The 14,597-nt window shown below is 47.3% G+C and carries 13 protein-coding genes; 3 read left to right on the forward strand and 10 right to left on the reverse strand.

The window, feature by feature from the left end; translation table 11 throughout:
• Positions 1 to 6: 6 nt before the first annotated feature.
• From siiD to ssb1, 5 genes are all read right to left on the reverse strand, one after another.
• The gene (siiD, locus tag EOS98_RS21020) at positions 7 to 1,284 is read right to left on the reverse strand and encodes an SPI-4 type I secretion system protein SiiD (RefSeq protein ID WP_001081935.1); all 1,278 of its coding nucleotides are present in this window, start codon (positions 1,282 to 1,284) and stop codon (positions 7 to 9) included.
• Positions 1,281 to 2,600, reverse strand: a complete 1,320-nt coding sequence (siiC, locus tag EOS98_RS21025; RefSeq protein WP_126524358.1) for an SPI-4 type I secretion system protein SiiC — start codon at positions 2,598 to 2,600, stop codon at positions 1,281 to 1,283. Before siiC ends, siiD begins: the two co-directional genes overlap by 4 nt.
• A complete protein-coding gene (locus tag EOS98_RS21030; protein ID WP_000875180.1) occupies positions 2,590 to 3,978 on the reverse strand; it encodes a MotA/TolQ/ExbB proton channel family protein in 1,389 nt (462 codons plus the stop codon). Before EOS98_RS21030 ends, siiC begins: the two co-directional genes overlap by 11 nt.
• Positions 3,975 to 4,607, reverse strand: coding sequence for an SPI-4 type I secretion system auxiliary protein SiiA (gene siiA, locus EOS98_RS21035; RefSeq protein ID WP_126524359.1), 633 nt, complete (start codon positions 4,605 to 4,607; stop codon positions 3,975 to 3,977). Before siiA ends, EOS98_RS21030 begins: the two co-directional genes overlap by 4 nt.
• A 1,188-nt stretch (positions 4,608 to 5,795) precedes the next feature.
• Positions 5,796 to 6,326 (reverse strand): single-stranded DNA-binding protein SSB1, encoded by a 531-nt coding sequence (gene ssb1 / locus EOS98_RS21040; RefSeq protein WP_126524360.1) that lies wholly within the window; start codon positions 6,324 to 6,326, stop codon positions 5,796 to 5,798.
• Between the two features lie 247 nt (positions 6,327 to 6,573).
• On the opposite strand from ssb1, the gene uvrA reads away from it, so the two are divergent.
• The 3 genes from uvrA (at position 6,574) to EOS98_RS21060 (ending at position 10,311) form a co-directional block, all read left to right on the forward strand.
• Positions 6,574 to 9,399: an excinuclease ABC subunit UvrA gene (uvrA, locus tag EOS98_RS21050; RefSeq protein ID WP_000357725.1), complete on the forward strand. Its 2,826-nt coding sequence runs from the start codon at positions 6,574 to 6,576 to the stop codon at positions 9,397 to 9,399.
• 131 nt (positions 9,400 to 9,530) lie between these two features.
• Complete coding sequence (locus EOS98_RS21055) at positions 9,531 to 9,986, forward strand: hypothetical protein (RefSeq protein WP_126524361.1); 456 nt, start codon at positions 9,531 to 9,533, stop codon at positions 9,984 to 9,986.
• On the forward strand, positions 9,973 to 10,311 hold the full coding sequence (locus EOS98_RS21060; protein ID WP_000146597.1) for a hypothetical protein: 339 nt from the start codon (positions 9,973 to 9,975) through the stop codon (positions 10,309 to 10,311). Before EOS98_RS21055 ends, EOS98_RS21060 begins: the two co-directional genes overlap by 14 nt.
• On the opposite strand, the gene EOS98_RS21065 is transcribed toward EOS98_RS21060, so the two are convergent.
• The 5 genes from EOS98_RS21065 to alr all read right to left on the reverse strand — a co-directional run bounded on the left by EOS98_RS21065 (position 10,312) and on the right by alr (position 14,574).
• Complete coding sequence (locus EOS98_RS21065) at positions 10,312 to 10,668, reverse strand: MmcQ/YjbR family DNA-binding protein (RefSeq protein ID WP_000155665.1); 357 nt, start codon at positions 10,666 to 10,668, stop codon at positions 10,312 to 10,314.
• Positions 10,669 to 10,670: 2 nt separating this feature from the next.
• Positions 10,671 to 11,087: a secondary thiamine-phosphate synthase enzyme YjbQ gene (locus tag EOS98_RS21070; RefSeq protein WP_000270393.1), complete on the reverse strand. Its 417-nt coding sequence runs from the start codon at positions 11,085 to 11,087 to the stop codon at positions 10,671 to 10,673.
• A 128-nt stretch (positions 11,088 to 11,215) separates the two neighbouring features.
• A complete protein-coding gene (gene aphA, locus EOS98_RS21075; RefSeq protein WP_000724435.1) occupies positions 11,216 to 11,929 on the reverse strand; it encodes an acid phosphatase AphA in 714 nt (237 codons plus the stop codon).
• Positions 11,930 to 12,115: 186 nt separating this feature from the next.
• Positions 12,116 to 13,309, reverse strand: a complete 1,194-nt coding sequence (tyrB, locus tag EOS98_RS21080; protein ID WP_000486910.1) for an aromatic amino acid transaminase — start codon at positions 13,307 to 13,309, stop codon at positions 12,116 to 12,118.
• Positions 13,310 to 13,494: 185 nt separating this feature from the next.
• Positions 13,495 to 14,574 (reverse strand): alanine racemase, encoded by a 1,080-nt coding sequence (gene alr, locus EOS98_RS21085; protein WP_001147297.1) that lies wholly within the window; start codon positions 14,572 to 14,574, stop codon positions 13,495 to 13,497.
• Positions 14,575 to 14,597 lie beyond the last annotated feature (23 nt).

The following is a 14,597-nucleotide window of genomic DNA, read 5'->3' on the forward strand; positions in this document are numbered from 1 at the left end:
TCACTCTCAAGGTGTATCTAATCGTTTAGTATTAACGGGTTCTGAAAAGGCTTTGTCCACGCCTTTCATCAAGGGAGATAACAGGTATTCCATAATGCTGTGTTTTCCGGTAATTACACTGGCGTCAACAGTCATACCTGGTTTTAACCACCGTAAATCATCTTCATTAACATCGAATGCAATAATTACTTTATAATAACGCTGAATTGTTCCTCCGGTATTTTCCTCATAGGAATCAGGGCTAATATTATCGATAGTCGCATTATACGATTTTATCTTTGGTTGGATAATTGACTGCACATCCAGTTTAACGGCTTCATCTACATATATTTGGTCACGGTATTTGGGTAATATTTTCACATCGGCCAGCATAGTCCTTACTTTTGGTTTTATTTCAAAAAGTAAGTCCGCCGCCTGAATCACACCACCATGAGTAGTGGCACTTTTATTGATTTTATAAATTACACCGTCAACCGGTGAATAGATATCCTCCTCATTTATCTGCTTCTCTATTACTTTTAATGTAGAGTTAACAACCTCAAGCTCCTGAAGATTTTTAGATATTATTTTAGATAAAGATAAGCGCAATTCATTATTAAGCGCCTCAATATCATTAACAACCAGCTCAATATCATCTTTTTTTAAAGTGATACTACTTTCAATATCATTAATTTCAGACTTAACTTTTATATACGCCTGTTTCTTGTTAAGAAAATTGGTATATGGGCTAATTCCTTTTTTTACCAGTGGGGAAAGAATATTTATTTCTTCGGCAAGCAATGCGAGTTCTTTTTCTTTCGAACTCAGCTTCTCTTGTAATCCGCTAATCTCAGAATCAAGAGAGGTTTTTTTTAACTCTTTAGCTCTTATCTGACTATGCACTAATTCAATATTCGCTTTTACCTCTTTATTGCTTAAAGAACGGGTGCCATCCAGGGTAATCAACCCACTCTCATTTTCTTTATCAAGAATGAAAGATATTTCGTTAACATCTTTATCCAGATACCCTTTTTGAGTTCTATACCTTTGATATTCTTTTTGCAGATCAAGGTTAACGACCTTTGCAAGGAGTTCTCCTTTTTTTACAGTATCACCCTCGGCTACATAAATATCTTGTATCGTCCCTCCTTTAGAAAGAGATATTAACTGAGCATTATCTTTAGTGGTGATAACGCCCTGACCATGAACCACTGAATTAATTTCTATAAAGTAGGTAAGGATAATAATTAAGATCGTCAAAGAAATAATTATCATCATGAGATGATCGCTTTGTCTTCTATTCATTTCATTACATTTAACTCACTTTCAGTATTTCCTTTTAAATAATCCATTAAATGAAAAATCAATGAGAGTTGCTGTAACTTTAAAATATACAGGCTATATTTGCTGTCGATCATGCTTACATATGCCTGAAATGCTTCATTACGGCTTGAAATTAAATCAAGCAAACTTTTTTGCCCTAACTGAAACTCCTGCTCATATAATTCAGTAAGCTGTAACGCGTTTGTATGTGAACGTTCCGCCACTGAGTAAGTCTCTTTTGCAGCGGCGTATCTTGAAAGTTGTGAATCAATGTTATAACGCGTTTTAATCAAAAAATCGTCAATTTGCAGCTTAGCCTGCGAGTAACTTGCCACCATTTTTCTTTCCTGGGCTGAATTTCTGAACCCATTAAAAATGTTGAAACTGACATTGATACCCGTTTTAAATTCATCTTCATAATCACTTTTTTTGGCACTACCGCTCGGGTTATTCTGTACATAGCTGGAAACGAGATCTACAGTCGGAAAATAGGATGATTTTGCGGCATTAATATCTTCGGTCGCGGCTTTTCGGGTATTGACAAGCATCTTATAGTCATCGTTGTATTTCATCACCATGTCCATAAGTTTTTCAGGGCTTTCGACAAAAATATATTTTTTGAAGAGGTTGAATTTTTCATCGCTTTGAATCTGAACTGGCGATAAATTCAGACCAGTCATATTCTGCATTTTATACATTTCATCATCCAACATCGACTGATACATAATGCTTCTGGTATTTAATGCATCGATAGATACTTGTACTTTACGCATATCAGATTGCATCGCTACACCGGAAGATACCAGCAACGAAAAAGTTTCCAGCATCTTTTTATAAAACTCTTTCTCCAGATTTACGCCATCAATCATTTCACGATATTTACTGATGTTGTAATAGGTTGTCACAACCTCCTGAGACACTATATTCTTTGTTTTCTCATAGTCAGTTTTACTATTATCTCTTTCGTATTCAGATTTCCTGATATTAGCCCCCCTCACTCCAAAATCCGTTATTCGGTATGATAAAGACACCTTATTTTCAACGTTCCTCTCGGTACCTGATGACTCTTTCCTGTTATTATTAAGGCCAGATGTTAGATCCAGGGTAGGATAAAGTGCTGCCCGTGAAAGATCTAAGTCACTTTTTTTCTTTTCAGTCTCATAATATGAAACAGCAACAGAGGGCTGATGCGTTAATGCGGCATTAACTAAATCTCTTAGAGGAATGACCGGAAGCTCGCTGGCGTATGTGCTTTGTGTAATAAAAGCAGTCGTCAGAAAAAACATCTTAATCTTCATTTTTTTCCTCCTTGTTTAACAAACGTTGCTTTACTATTTCCTGATGCATAGATGTTATTTTTTCCATTAATGGCATATAGGTATCACGGTAGCTAACCATTTCAGCACTAATCTCTTTAGTATTAGTAATAATCTTTTTATCAGTAGCCGATAGATCGGATAGCGCTAAATGAACATTATTCATATCCTCATCCATTTCTTTTCTCAGCCCATCGAGAGTATGGGAAATATCGGCACTGCCAGCGGCAATATCGTTTATGGTCTTACCATGTGAAAGAGATTCCTGATAGCATTTATCAACTGATGCCATTATTGAATCATTCTTTTTATCTATAATATTTTGTATTGTACTCATTGCCTCCAGTCGTGCATTATTATCAGCAAGCAGGATATTACCTTCAGATAAACGCGAGGTAATTGTTATTACACCGTCAGATAATTTTTTGAGATTTTCGTTACTGCTTACCAGATAACCATCAATCAGCGTAGAAAGTTGCTCTAGTTTTGCTGAGTTATCCAATAGCCGGTTTTGCAAAGTGACAAAGCTATCTGATAGCATCTCTCGTTTCTTTTCTTCATCCTGCGTCCGTAAATTTTCAACTGACAGATAGTTATCAAAAAACGCTTTAAACAACTCTTTAAATTCTACAAGCGTCTCTGATTCAACCCGCAGGCTTCGTTGTTTATTATTGGATCTGTTGCTTATGATTTTTAATTTTTTGATTTCCGTAGAAACAAGGGAATAGGAGCTGCGAACAAAAACACTTTGTGAGGTCAGGAGTATGGCGCAAACGACACCATAGATAGAAGATACAAATGCGGTATTCATCCCTTTCAATGGTTCAGAAAGCGACGCTACCATTGTCACGATCATATTGAGTGTATTACTTGCATTATCACCGCCAACATCTGATGGCGAGCTCAATAAGTTCCCGATTGAACCAATCGTAATAGACAGACCCGCAAACGTCCCCAACAGGCCAACAAGCGTCGACACATTGCTACAGCTCATAATAAATGACAATCGTTGATTACGGGCGGTAGACACATTGTCATCTAATTCCATCAGCAAATTGAAATCACACTGTTTGGGTTCCCCGGCAAACAAAACCTGATTGAGGTTAGAAAGAATGCTATTTTTTCTACTGGCGTCCTGAGCTATTAATATGTCTTTTGCTGAAATATTTTTAAGAATAGTGAATAATGCACACAAAGAACCTGTAATATAAATGGCAATAATGACTCCATTGTAAATTGCAGAAACCATGAAGTTATCAAAAACATACTCTCTTATACCGGGAAAAGATAAAGCGAAAAAAGGGAGTATGGCAAGGAAAAAACAGACAAACAAATAGCGGTAATGATTTATATATTTCACTCTGACACCTTTTTATTAATAGTCGTGATAATAGCTTTACTCGTTGTACTTGATGCTGCGGAGTTAACACTCATGTCAATAACTACATCAGGATATATTTTTTTAATCTCTTTCATCAAAATAATTCCCCGTTCATATCCCAGTCGTAGAGAGTCAGAGAAAGAGATGTCTGCCTGAGGAATAACCATTTCTATCAATAAATTACTATTGATTTTGTCTTCTAACCAAGCCTTTATTTTATAAGTGTCCTCTTCTGAAAAGCTTCTCAGCCTGCCATGATACGTAATAACAAGCTCATTTTTTGTAGATGTTATATCAATTTTCTGACCATCGGCGATATCGTATACTCCAACCTCCTTACCTGACATTGTAGTCATTCCGTCCGACACATCTTGAGTATTCACTTCCTTATTAACTATTTCATTAGGATTTGAATTGTCATTGGCTCCGCTATTTTGAGCAGTAGATTTAGTCTTATTCTCTATATTTGCTTTATAAACTTTAATTGAGTTGTCATACATAATAATCATATTATTAAGTGCAAACACCAACATAAGAAATATAAAAATGCACAATACCGTAGAGAATGTATCAACAAAACTAGGCCACGGATTACTTTCGTCTTCCATGTTGTCTCCTGATATTACATTGTGAATAAAATGTTTTTGTGGATTAGAAAGGATAAAGGATGCTCAACTTATTCAGAAAGTGAACGCTACCGCCCTTGGCTTCCTGCTACCAATACGCTTTATAGATTTCAGTTTTCTTACATCTCGTAATCAGAAAAATAAAAACAACGACGCCATTTTTATGCGCCCACAACAAAGATGAGTGCTTTAATTAAAAACACTCTTCATTTTTTTAATTAGGTAGACATCAATTATTGCACTAACTATATCTTCCCCAATAATAGGTATCGCATAAGCTCTCAGCTCATAAATAAAAAATAGTCATCAGCAAATTAAAACCACCCGCCGATAAATAGATTTGTTAGCTAATCATTGAAACTCTAAATCATTTTAAGGACATATTTCTTTTTAATACGCGTTATAACCATACGTATTTAATAAATTTGCCTCCAGAGGATAAAATGAATTTTCACAATTAAAACATAGGGTCATAGGGACTTCAATATAACTTAAATCATTGAAAATATAATAAGTGGGGAGTAAAAAATCAGAATTGCGTAAAAAAACACACAAATAAAACCATTTTTTATATAAAGCCAGCTATAAGTAACAATTTTATCTTCAGCAATTAAAAATAAAGCAAGATACACATATCATATTTGAGCTCATCACAAGCTAAAGCAAACATTTAATTAACTATTGATAATACCGACCCTTCTCTACCGTTATTTTATAATATCTTTTTGTTGTCAAAAAATGGCTATAAATTATATATTTTGCAGATGAGATTTCTCTTTCATATTTAAGACAATCCGGGTTATTGCAGTACATTTATGAACTTCGGCTGGATAATGATGTGCCGAGGCGAGTCGGCCAGAGGCGATAAGCGACATTTTTCCGTAAGATATGCGCTTCTCTTTTTTGAAAGGGATACTAAGAGCCTATCCCATTAGGGCTATTTTACTTGCCATTTTGGTCCTGGGCAGTGCTCAAAATCCTCACGTACTACGTGTACGCTCCGGTTTTTGCGCGCTGTCCGTGTCCAAACTGGCTGCGCCAATAACGCCTGGTGGGATAGGCTCTAAGACAATAATACCAGGTAAGAAAATGCCTGGTTTACACCAGGCATTTCAGCAGACGAGAACTATAGCGAAAATGCAAATAACGCTTTGAGTTTTTTACCAAAAATCAGAACGGAATGTCGTCGTCAAAATCCATTGGCGGTTCGTTAGACGGCGCTGGCGCGGATTGCTGTGGACGCGACTGCGCGCCGCCGCTGAACTGGTTACCGCCCTGCGGCTGCTGAGGTTGTTGCGGCTGACCCCAACCCCCCTGCTGCTGACCGCCTGCCGGTGCGCTGCCGCCCTGGCGACCACCCAGCATCTGCATCACGCCGCCGATCTGCGGAACGTTAATTTCAGTCGTATAGCGTTCCTGGCCACTCTGATCGGTCCACTTGCGGGTACGCAATTGACCTTCGATATACACCTGAGAACCTTTACGCAGATATTCGCCGGCCACTTCCGCCAGTTTGCCGAACATCACCACCCGGTGCCATTCAGTCTGCTCTTTCATTTCGCCGGTCTGCTTATCGCGCCAGGATTCAGAAGTAGCCAGCGTTAAGTTGGCGACAGCGCCGCCACTCGGCATATAGCGTACTTCCGGGTCCTGGCCCAGATTACCAACGAGAATCACCTTGTTTACGCCTCTGCTGGCCATAATTGAGTCTCCTGAATACGTTTCATAAATAGTGTAAACGCGTGAGTGTACCATTTCCACGTAGCATTTTAATAGCTGCGATGCAGGTTCCAGGTCACTCGCGCGAACCTCATATTGTTGCATACTTTAGCTGAAGATGCATTCCAATACTGTATATTCAAACAGGTTAAATTGTGTCATAATTAGCCGTTTCTGCCGTTTGTCCTTCAAACAAACCAGGCATCCGAGTCTCTACCGGGAAAGGTGAATGGATAAGATCGAAGTTCGGGGCGCCCGCACCCATAATCTCAAAAATATTAACCTCGTCATCCCCCGCGACAAACTGATTGTCGTGACCGGGCTTTCGGGTTCAGGCAAATCCTCACTGGCTTTCGACACTCTGTATGCCGAAGGGCAGCGTCGTTACGTTGAATCGCTCTCCGCTTACGCGCGGCAGTTTTTGTCGCTCATGGAAAAACCGGATGTCGACCATATTGAGGGGCTATCGCCCGCGATCTCAATTGAACAGAAATCGACATCGCACAACCCGCGCTCTACGGTAGGTACTATTACCGAGATCCACGACTACCTGCGCCTGCTGTTTGCCCGCGTGGGCGAGCCACGTTGTCCGGACCATGACGTGCCGCTGGCGGCGCAAACCGTTAGCCAGATGGTCGATAACGTGCTGTCACAGCCGGAAGGCAAACGTCTGATGCTGCTGGCGCCGATTATTAAAGAGCGTAAAGGCGAACACACCAAAACGCTGGAAAATCTGGCAAGCCAGGGTTACATTCGCGCCCGTATTGACGGCGAAGTCTGCGATCTCTCCGATCCGCCGAAGCTGGAGCTGCAAAAGAAACATACCATTGAGGTGGTGATCGATCGCTTCAAAGTTCGTAACGATCTTTCCCAACGCCTGGCGGAGTCGTTCGAAACGGCGCTGGAATTATCCGGCGGCACGGCGGTTGTTGCCGATATGGACGATGAGAAAGCGGAGGAGCTTCTGTTCTCCGCCAATTTTGCCTGTCCGATTTGCGGCTACAGTATGCGCGAACTGGAACCGCGTCTGTTCTCGTTCAACAACCCGGCAGGCGCCTGCCCGACCTGTGACGGGCTCGGCGTTCAGCAATATTTCGATCCGGACCGCGTGATCCAGAATCCCGACCTGTCGCTGGCAGGCGGCGCGATTCGTGGTTGGGATCGTCGCAATTTTTATTACTTTCAAATGCTCAAGTCGCTGGCGGAACACTATAAGTTCGACGTGGATGCGCCGTGGGCAAGCCTCAGCGCCAACGTACATAAAGTCGTGCTATACGGTTCCGGCAAAGAGAACATTGAATTTAAATATATGAACGATCGCGGCGATACTTCCGTGCGCCGCCATCCGTTCGAAGGCGTGCTGCATAATATGGAGCGCCGTTATAAAGAGACGGAATCCAGCGCGGTGCGCGAAGAGCTGGCGAAGTTCATCAGTAATCGCCCCTGCGCCAGCTGTGAAGGCACGCGACTGAATCGCGAAGCGCGCCATGTATTTGTGGAAAATACGCCGCTGCCTGCTATTTCCGATATGAGCATTGGCCATGCGATGGATTTTTTCACTAATCTCAAGCTTTCCGGGCAACGGGCGAAAATCGCCGAAAAAGTGCTAAAAGAGATCGGCGATCGCCTCAAGTTTCTGGTGAACGTCGGCCTGAACTATCTCACGCTCTCCCGCTCGGCAGAAACGCTTTCCGGCGGCGAAGCCCAGCGTATTCGTCTGGCGAGCCAGATAGGCGCCGGGTTAGTCGGCGTGATGTATGTGCTGGATGAACCGTCCATCGGTCTGCACCAGCGCGATAACGAACGGCTGCTGGGTACGCTGATTCATCTGCGCAATCTTGGCAATACCGTGATTGTGGTGGAACACGATGAAGACGCCATCCGCGCCGCCGACCATGTGATTGATATTGGCCCCGGCGCGGGCGTTCACGGCGGCGAGGTGGTGGCGGAAGGCCCGCTGGAAGCCATTATGGCGGTACCGGAATCGCTGACCGGCCAGTACATGAGCGGTAAACGCAAAATTGAAGTGCCGAAACAACGCGTGCCGGCAAATCCAGAAAAAGTGCTCAAACTCACCGGCGCACGCGGCAACAACCTGAAAGATGTGACCCTTACGCTACCGGTAGGGCTGTTTACCTGTATCACCGGCGTCTCGGGTTCCGGTAAATCGACGCTGATTAACGACACGCTGTTCCCCATCGCCCAGCGTCAGTTAAACGGGGCGACTATCGCCGAACCGGCGCCGTATCGGGATATTCAAGGGCTGGAACATTTCGATAAAGTGATTGATATCGACCAGAGCCCGATCGGGCGCACCCCACGTTCCAACCCGGCGACCTATACGGGCGTCTTTACCCCGGTTCGCGAGCTTTTTGCTGGCGTGCCGGAGTCTCGCTCGCGCGGCTACACGCCAGGGCGATTCAGCTTCAACGTGCGCGGCGGTCGCTGCGAAGCGTGCCAGGGCGATGGCGTCATTAAAGTCGAAATGCACTTTCTGCCGGATATTTACGTGCCGTGCGACCAGTGCAAAGGCAAGCGCTATAACCGGGAAACGCTGGAGATTAAGTACAAAGGCAAGACCATCCACGAAGTGCTGGATATGACCATTGAAGAAGCGCGTGAGTTCTTTGATGCGGTTCCGGCGCTGGCGCGTAAGCTGCAGACGCTGATGGACGTGGGGCTGACCTATATCCGTCTTGGTCAGTCGGCGACGACGCTTTCCGGCGGCGAGGCCCAGCGCGTGAAGCTGGCGCGCGAACTGTCGAAGCGCGGCACCGGGCAGACGCTGTATATTCTCGACGAGCCGACCACCGGCCTGCACTTTGCCGATATTCAGCAGTTGCTTGACGTTCTGCATCAGTTGCGCGATCAGGGCAACACCATCGTGGTGATCGAACACAACCTGGACGTCATTAAAACGGCGGACTGGATTGTCGACCTCGGCCCGGAAGGCGGCAGCGGCGGCGGCGAAATTCTCGTCTCCGGTACGCCGGAAACCGTGGCGGAGTGCGAGGCGTCGCATACCGCCCGCTTCCTTAAACCTATGCTCAAATAACCTTCACGCCGCTTTCCGATTCGCCGGGAAGCGGCATCATTTTTCCTCATCCCACCTCATTGTATCCGTGTTGAGCATTTGTGATTTGCGTGCCGCCTCGCTCTGACATGTGATAGCGCAAACGGTCTGTTATGGAAAACACCATGAAGTTGCCCTACGCAATCACACTACTGCTGTGCCTGTTTTTATCCGCCTGTACGCTGCCTGACCGCTTTAGCGCCGTGGCTTTTCAACAACTGACGCTATTACAAGCGCGCTCAACCCGCTTCCTGCAGGACGCGGCGCGAATACCGTGGCAAAAAGAGACACTGCTCAAGGATGACCGCGATATCCGCCAGACATTTTTTCAGGCTGAGCGGGTCGCCTGTCAAGGTGGGGATAAACACCGACTCGATAATCTGGCGCTGCTGAAAAATCACTATTTGCGTCTTTATGCGCGGGTTACGCAACGTAAGCAACCACTTACTTACATCCAGGCTGAGAGATACCAACGGCAAAATAATCAGGTCTGGAAATTAGCCATACAGGGTGAGTGTCTGCATTGGGGCGCCCGCTGCACTCAGGGAGAAGAAAATGGCGTCTATTAACGAAATACATTACCTGATGACCACCGCCCGGGCCGAACATCCTGTCGCCTCCTCGGCGATTGCCGAGTTTATCCAGGCGTATAAGCAGGCAAGAGAAGACAGCGACGACGGTATACGCGAGTCCGCCGCGTTTATCGCCCGCGCGCTTCAGGAACATGCTCGCGGCTGGCTGGACGACGACGATATGATTATTCTGCTGGAAGGACAGCGGGACCTCGCCAGGCTACGCGCCAATAATGCGCAAATCGCCCTCGGCAGCCGTATCCGGTCTACGGTCATCCGCCTCATTGATATCGCCCTGGCGTTGTTGGTCGGCGCGCTATAATCAGGACTGCGGCAACTGCTTGCGTTTATCTTCCGGCAGCGCATTTACCGCCTGTTGATAAGAGGCATCGACCAGATAATAGAGTTGTGAATCCGGCAGCGATCCGTCCAGATAGACCGTGCTCCAGTGCGCTTTATTAAGGTGCCGACTCGGTCGTACATCGCTGTGCTGCTGACGTAACAACTCTGCCAGTTCCGGGCTGGTTTTGAGAGAGGCTGCCGGGCGTCCTTCAACTTCTTTTACCATCGCGAAAAGTACATCTTCCACTTTAATTTGCGTCGCTTTCCAGTCGCTGTGGACGCTCTGCTCTGCGCCAGGTTTTGCCATGCAGTATTGCAGTAATTCCGAAATGGTCATTATCATTCCCCTTGTAGTGTCGCGATGATTTTACGTGGACCGCCGTGAATACGGTGCTCTCCCAACCAGATACCTTGCCATGTTCCTAACTGTAAACGCCCCTGGCGTACAGGCAGCAGCAACGAGACGCCCAATACTGACGACTTAATATGCGAAGGCATGTCATCCGCCCCTTCGTAATCATGTTCATACGCCGCATTATCGGGAACGGTTTTCAGGAAATGGCGCTCCATATCAGCGCGCACGGTGGGATCGCAGTTTTCGTTTAGCGTCAGCGAGGCCGAGGTATGTAGCAACAACAGATGCAGCAAACCCGTTTCGACAGGCGGTAAGCCAGACAATTTATCGGTAATTTCATCTGTTATCAGATGAAACCCGCGCGGCTTCTCGCTCAGTGTAATGGTGCGCTGATACCACATAGGCTGCTCCTTCCTAAAAACAAACGTCTCCTGAATAGTGTGCAGCAAGTCTGGAAAAGGTAAAAGCCAGCGGGGCAAGTTTGTGCAAAAATCATGCAAAAAAGGAGAGCCTGTCGCTCTCCTGATTTTTAGTACTCCGAGTTGACAATGACTTCCTCGCCAAACGCTCCTGCCTGCGGCAGCGGTTTGTAGGTGGAGTTAGCCGCGCGCAGGATGCGAATACCGCGGATACCACAATCACGGGCCGCGGTAATATCGTTATCCGAATCGCCGTAGAAGATACGCATGTTCTTCTCCTGCAGCCACTGTACTTTCGTATTTTGTTCCGGTTTATCGCCGGCGAAAATCACCGGATTCATATTCGCCGCCGGAATATGGAAGTTATCCGCCAGCGTTTTCGACACGGTTTCCGTTTTCGTCTGACTACGACCAGTGACAAAGTAAATACTGTCGCCACGGCGAACATGCATATCAATGAGCTGTCGGGCCACTTCTTTTGGAATACTGAACTCATCCCAGCCGTTGTTCATTTTTTCCCAAAAGGCCGGATTTTTCAGATAATCGTCGCTGTCCGGGGAGTAGGTTTTCTTTCCGCGCCAGAATCCGGGGCTGGAAAATAACACGGTGTCGTCAATATCAAAGCCGACCGCCATCGGCGGGCGTCCGGTGAGGCTGTTTTCAATCTGGGCGACAGAGACCCAATGGACAGGCGCTTGTTCCGCGAGTTTTGCAACATTAGTGCCCGGATTGAGCGTCGAAGGGGAAGATACTAACGCATTCGCGGAATGGTTTAGCGTAAACAACAAACAGACGGCACTCAGCGCCAGGGTTATTTTTTTCATGGTTTTCCCTTAAAATTCAAAATATTATAATTATTAAGATGAGTCTTTGCTCAAAAAACTATCTGACCATAACGCCAGTAACGGTCAAAAGGAAGGATTATCTGCGGTTTTGTTACGAAAAAAGAGGATGATCACAACAGCTATTGTCAGGCCGGAGGGCACTGTTATCGCCGTCCGGCCTGAATATTACATGACAGCGGCAAATGCCTTCGCCACGCGGTGTACATTTGAAGCATTAAGCCCGGCGACACACATGCGGCCACTGGCAATCAGGTAAACGCCAAACTCATCGCGCAACCGCTCGACCTGCTCCTCGCTTAACCCGGTATAGCTGAACATACCGCGCTGCTGTAACAAGTAATCAAAGTTGCGGTCAGGCATCTCCGCCTTCAGCTCCTTCACCAGCGTCTGGCGCATCGATATAATGCGGTTACGCATCGCGTCGACTTCCGCCAGCCAGCCCGCTTTTAACGCCTCATCGCCCAGGACCGTAGCGACCACCTGAGCGCCGAAACACGGCGGACTGGAGTAAATTCGGCGCACCGTCGCTTTTAGCTGTCCCAGAACCCGCGCGGCAATTTCAGCATCTTCACACACCACGGACAGGCCGCCGACGCGCTCGCCGTACAGCGAGAAAATCTTCGAAAAAGAATTACTGACTAACGCAGGTAACCCGGCGCTGGCAATGGCGCGAATAGCGTAAGCATCCTCGTCCATGCCTGCGCCAAACCCCTGATAGGCAATATCAAGGAACGGAATCAGATCGCGCGCTTTCACTATTTCAATCACCGCATCCCATTGCGAAGGCGTTAAATCCGCCCCGGTCGGGTTGTGACAACAGGGGTGCAGCAGCACGATACTGCGCGCAGGTAACGTATTCAGCGTGGCCAGCAGATCGTTAAAACGGATGCCGTTAGTCGCGTCGTCATACCAGGGGTAAGTACTCACTTCGAATCCTGCCCCGGCAAATATCGCAATATGGTTTTCCCAGGTGGGGTCGCTCACCCATACGCCTGCGTCGGGGAAATAACGCTTCAGGAAATCCGCGCCCACTTTCAGCGCGCCGGAACCGCCTAATGTCTGGATAGTGGCCACGCGCTGTTGCTGAAGAACCGGGTGATCGGCGCCAAAGAGCAAAGGCGCGATAGTATGGCGATAAGTATTGAGTCCTTCCATCGGCAGGTACAGCGAAGCGCCATGCGGCTGCGCGTTAAGCCGGGCTTCGGCTTCGGCCACCGTTTTAAGCTGTGGGATAATCCCGTCTTCGTTGTAATACAGGCCAATGCTCAGATTTACTTTGTCGTGACGGGAGTCGTCTTTAAAACGCTCCATCAGTGAAAGAATCGGATCGCCGGCATAGGCGTCAACTTTTTGAAACACGCGATGGTTCTCCAGGTTTACAGAGGGCAGGAAATAACACAATAAACCGGAAGGACGAGAAGATCGAGAGGATGTTGTGGTGGATGCGCATATTACCGGATAGCGGCGTGAACGTCTTATCCGGCCTGCAGCACATGCGCGATACAAGCCGGATAAGCGCAAGCGCCACCCGGCCCGCCGCGTATTTAATCAATATACTTCATCGCCACCCTTGAGGTCAGGCGCGTGATAAGTTCGTAAGCACTTACTTTTGTCATTTCAGCGATACGTTCAACCGGCAGACCTTCACCCCATAAGACCACCGGATCGCCCGCGTTATCCTGCGCGTTTGGCCCCAAATCTACGCAAATCATATCCATCGCCACCCGCCCGACAATCGGGACTTCACGACCATTGACCAGTACTGGCGTACCGGAAGGCGCCGCTCGTGGGTAGCCATCGCCATAACCCATCGCCACCACGCCCAGGCGCGTGTCGCGCTCACTCACCCATGTCCCGCCGTAGCCCACCGGTTCGCCCGCTTTGTGGTCACGCACCGCGATCAAACTGGAGGTTAAGGACATCACCGGCTGAAAACCAAAATCCGGCCCCCAGGGTTTGTGCTCCAGCGGCGATACGCCATACAAAATGATGCCCGGACGCGCCCAGTCAAAGTGAGACTGCGGCCACAGCAGGATACCGCCAGACGCGGCAATAGAGCGCTGACCGGGTTTACCCTGACAGAAGGCATTAAAAATGTCGAGCTGATGTTCGGTAGCGCCGCATTCCGGCTCATCCGCACGGGCAAAATGGCTGACGATATTCACCGGCTGGCGTACATTTTTACAGTGCGTCAGACGCTGGTAGAACGCCTCCGCCTCTTCGGGACGCACGCCGAGACGATGCATACCGGTATCCAGTTTCATCCAGACCGTTACCGGCTCCGCCAGCTCCACCGCCTCCAGGGCGGCAAGCTGCTCTTGATTATGTACGGCGGTATGCAGACATTGCGCGGAAATGGTCGGCAAATCGGCGGCGTCGAAAAAACCCTCCAGCAGCAGGATAGGCTGCGTGATCCCGCCCGCTCGCAGACGTAGAGCCTCTTCAAGACGCGCCACGCCAAAAGCGTCAGCATCAGGGAGCGTTCGCGCGGTCTCCAGAAGACCGTGTCCATAAGCGTTCGCTTTCACCACCGCAACCAGCTTACTGGCAGGCGCCAGTTCACGCAGACGTTGCAGGTTGTGTCGCAGAGCGCGGCGGTTAATGACGACTGTTGCCGCTTGCATTTGAATTCCTTGTTAACAGAATG

The sequence above is a fragment of the Salmonella sp. SSDFZ69 genome (assembly GCF_004010755.1).
Classification (GTDB): Bacteria; Pseudomonadota; Gammaproteobacteria; order Enterobacterales; family Enterobacteriaceae; genus Salmonella; species Salmonella enterica.

Coding starts and splice junctions, on each gene's coding strand:
- siiA (WP_126524359.1), bottom strand. CDS start 4,607: ATGGAAGACGAAAGTAATCCGTGGCCTAGTTTTGTTGATACATTCTCT.
- siiC (WP_126524358.1), bottom strand. CDS start 2,600: ATGAAGATTAAGATGTTTTTTCTGACGACTGCTTTTATTACACAAAGC.
- EOS98_RS21070 (WP_000270393.1), bottom strand. CDS start 11,087: ATGTGGTATCAGCGCACCATTACACTGAGCGAGAAGCCGCGCGGGTTT.
- EOS98_RS21065 (WP_000155665.1), bottom strand. CDS start 10,668: ATGACCATTTCGGAATTACTGCAATACTGCATGGCAAAACCTGGCGCA.
- alr (WP_001147297.1), bottom strand. CDS start 14,574: ATGCAAGCGGCAACAGTCGTCATTAACCGCCGCGCTCTGCGACACAAC.
- ssb1 (WP_126524360.1), bottom strand. CDS start 6,326: ATGGCCAGCAGAGGCGTAAACAAGGTGATTCTCGTTGGTAATCTGGGC.
- EOS98_RS21060 (WP_000146597.1), top strand. CDS start 9,973: ATGGCGTCTATTAACGAAATACATTACCTGATGACCACCGCCCGGGCC.
- uvrA (WP_000357725.1), top strand. CDS start 6,574: ATGGATAAGATCGAAGTTCGGGGCGCCCGCACCCATAATCTCAAAAAT.
- siiD (WP_001081935.1), bottom strand. CDS start 1,284: ATGAATAGAAGACAAAGCGATCATCTCATGATGATAATTATTTCTTTG.
- EOS98_RS21055 (WP_126524361.1), top strand. CDS start 9,531: ATGGAAAACACCATGAAGTTGCCCTACGCAATCACACTACTGCTGTGC.
- aphA (WP_000724435.1), bottom strand. CDS start 11,929: ATGAAAAAAATAACCCTGGCGCTGAGTGCCGTCTGTTTGTTGTTTACG.